This is a genomic window from Cupriavidus sp. 01L46 (assembly GCF_056399905.1).
The window spans coordinates 1-3,372 of record NZ_JBFTSF010000466.1 but is presented as its reverse complement, the minus strand read 5'-3'; the positions used below and the strand labels follow the sequence as shown (position 1 = coordinate 3,372).

The 3,372-nt window shown below is 66.0% G+C and carries 3 protein-coding genes; all 3 read left to right on the top strand.

The features are described 5' to 3' along the window. On the top strand, nucleotides 1-827 hold an 827-nt coding region (locus AC1DS3_RS36920; RefSeq protein WP_477129166.1), incomplete at its 5' end, for a DUF2957 domain-containing protein. A gap of 229 nt (nucleotides 828-1,056) precedes the next feature. After that, complete coding sequence (locus AC1DS3_RS36915) at nucleotides 1,057-2,280, top strand: DUF2957 domain-containing protein (protein WP_441639387.1); 1,224 nt, start codon at nucleotides 1,057-1,059, stop codon at nucleotides 2,278-2,280. Between the two features lie 35 nt (nucleotides 2,281-2,315). Further along, on the top strand, nucleotides 2,316-3,167 hold the full coding sequence (locus AC1DS3_RS36910) for an OmpW/AlkL family protein (RefSeq protein WP_477129167.1): 852 nt from the start codon (nucleotides 2,316-2,318) through the stop codon (nucleotides 3,165-3,167). Nucleotides 3,168-3,372: the final 205 nt, after the last annotated feature.

The window sequence follows — 3,372 nt, the reverse complement described above, 5'->3', positions numbered from 1 at the left end:
GCGCCACCATCTCTTATCAAGGCGTAGCCGGGCTCGGCGTGATTCCGGCGAAGACGTTCCCGATCTATCCGGTGCTGGCGTTCGCGCAGACCGAGACCGACTTCACCAAGGTAGCGGGCACGTACAACCTGCTGGGCTACCACGTGGTGCCATCTGGCGGCAGCCTGACCCCGAGCGGCAACTTCCTGCCAGCCACCGCGCAGACGGTCGAGACCTTGAACGCCGACGGCACCTGCACCGCCGCCAGCGGCAACTGCCGCTCCACCGGCAACCCATGGAAAGCACGCACGCAGAACGACGGCGCATTCGAGAGCGCGAACTATGGCGCCAACAAGCAGTACCCGTACTTCTACACCTCGTCGTTCACGGCGGGCAACAGCAGCAAGGCCAAGGGGATCATGGTCGTCGGCAAGCTGGGCGGCCAGCAAGTGCCGCTGTTGATCCGCACCGGCTACGCGCGCATCAGCCTGAACCCGCTCGACTTCGAGCTCAACGTTGACGACGAGTCCGGCCTGGCCCTGCTGGCGCCCACCACCAACCTCACCAACGCGCAGCTCAACGGCGGCTACGTGGGCTCGGGCAGCGACCTGGCCTACACCTCGTCGATCGTGCAGGGCAATGCGGTGGGGCTGATCGATCCGCTCACCATGAACGCCAAGGGCGGCTACCAGCTCGACCTCACGCAGGCCAAGCCCGGCGTGGTGACCACGGTGGACAACAGCGGCACGCCCGGCGCGCTGATCTCGACCGGCCATGTGTTCGCCCACCTTGCCGGCGCCGCCGGCAGCAACCCGACGTTCCGCGTGAGCGTATTCGCAAGCCCCTGAGTGAGCCCCTGAGTGAGCCCCTGAGTGAGCCCCTGATTCAGCCCCCCTGAGTCGGCCCCCCGACCACGAAGAATATACAGAGAAGCACCACGCGCGAAACAGCGCTTCAGGAGACAGCATCATGCATCAGCACCCTTTGCAGCACGGACAGCATCGGCAACGTACGCCGTGGAGGAATCCTCATGGACAGCGGATCCTGCGCTACGGCGCGGCGYTGCTGGGCGCCGCGATGCTTGCCGCGTGCGGCGGCGGCGGCGATGGCGGCAGCGGCGGTGGCGGCAGCGCCGCGAGCACCAGCTCCGCCCCGGCCATACCGGTGCGGCTGTGTCCCGCGACGCTCGACTACACCACCACCTTCACCGGGGGCACCGGCTCGGGCGAACTGGTCAAGGTGCAGATCGACACCACCAGGAAGACCTGGCAAGTGACCTTCCTCGACTCCTCGGTGCCGCGCACCACGGGCACCGTGCTGCCGACCCGCAGCGATACCACCGGCGGCCAGAACGTGATGACGGGCACGCTGTCGCAGGAAACGGGCCTGCCCACCGACAAGCTCAACCAGTGCGCGTTCCAGCTCAACGGCGCAAGCCTGGACCCGAAGCGCCCGGCGCGGCTGTTCGTTGGCGAGGGCGTGGCGGGCGGCACCATTCCCGGTGCGCGCATCCAGTTCAATGGTGTCCTGGGTGCGGGCGCGGTGCCGGATACCACCTTCCCGTATTTCCAGTTCATCGGCTTCGCGCAGACCGAAACCGACCTCACCAAGATCGCCGGCCAGTACAACGGCTATGGCTTTCACGAGGTGCCGTCGAAGAACTTCCAGACGGTGGCGCAGGACTACCGCATGGCGCTGGCGGCCGACGGCTCGTTCCAGGTGTGCGACAACAAGACCGGCGGCACCTGCTCGCAAAAGGGCAAGAACTTCGTGCCCCAAGCCAACGGCAGCCTGATGTCGGCCAACTACAAGGGTGAGATCGATCCGCCCACGCTCGGCGCCACGCTGGGCCGCGCGTACCTGATCGTGGGCAAGCTGCGCGGCCAGCTGGTCCCAGTGATGATCCGCGTGGGCTACGCCAACGGCTCGGTCACCAACGGCATGCCGCTGGGCGCCGACGACGAGATCGGCATCGGCATGATGGCGCCGGCCATCGCCGTGACGCAGGGCGCGGTCAACGGCGAGTACGTCGGCGTGGACAGCAACTTCGACTACCGCACCACCGCGCTGGTGGCAGCGGATGCGGCCATGCTCGACCCGTTCCACCCGTCCGACGCGTCGCTCGCCACGGCGCTCAAGCTGGACTTCTCGCAGCAGCTGGCCGGCGTGGTCACCACCACGCGCAAGGATGGCGCGGCGGGCAGCCCCACCGGCAAGTTCATCTTCACCGGCGGCGTGTTCGGCTTTCTCGAGTCGCGCAGCGGCAGCCCGTACTTCACCATCGGCGCCTTCGTGCAGTGACGGCCATGCGATCCAACTTATTCCGGGAAGACAAGATGACGAAGAATGCCTTTCGTTTGGCAGCGCCATTGCTGATCGCCGCGCTCGCCTGGCTGGGCGGCATGCCCAGAGCCCATGCACAGAAAGCCGGTGACAACGTCGTCGCTGCCGGCTGGTTCCACATCAACACCAGCGGCAACAGYAGCCCGTTMACCACCAGCGTGATCGATGCGCCCATMAACGGCCCGCTGGGCTTGCCGTCGTCATTCACGGCGCCGGGCAGCAGCATCAGCACATCCAACGCGGATACACTGGGGCTGACCTTCAGCCACTTCTTCACGGACCACATCGCGCTGACGGCGGTGGGCGGCATTCCGCCCAAGTTCAAGCTCTACGGCCACGGCAACCTGATTCCGCCGGGCCCGGCGGGCGCGCTGGGGCAGCAGCCGCTGGGCGACCCCAGCCTGAACCCGATCATCACCAGCGCACGCCAGTGGAGCCCGGCGACGATGGTGCAGTACCACTTCTTCGAGCCTGCCGCGCGCGTGCGTCCTTTCCTGGGCATCGGTGTGTCGTACAACTTCTTCACCAACATCGAGCTCAACCCGGCGTTCGCCGCTTCGGTCAACAACAACCTGGGCGCCACGCTGGCCGCCGGCGCCGGCAAGCCGGGGCCGACCTCCGTGGAGGCCAAGGCGTCGAACTCGTTCGCGCCGGTGTTCAACATCGGCGGCTCCTTTGCGATCACGGACCAGTGGGGCCTGACCGCATCGGTCACCTACATTCCGCTCAAGACGACGTCATCGATGATCATCAAGGCGTCCGACGGCACGGTGTTGTCCACCTCCAAGGCCACCATCAGCCCGAACCCGCTGATCATGTTTGTGGCGGCGACGTATAAGTTCTGAAGGGACCAAAGCCGTTTGCGATGTGAGGGCAGTCACTCCCTCTCCCCTCATGGGGAGCTCAGGATTACCCACAAATCATCGACATGACTTCATTCGTTCTGGCGGAAGATGCGATACATCTTGATGCTCTCGTGCAGGATGAAGAAGCCGCGCCAGAGCACAGTGGGCCCTGGCGGGCGGTCGTGCTTACGGCCCAGATAGCCGC

Coding starts and splice junctions, on each gene's coding strand:
- AC1DS3_RS36915 (WP_441639387.1), top strand. CDS start 1,057: ATGCTTGCCGCGTGCGGCGGCGGCGGCGATGGCGGCAGCGGCGGTGGC.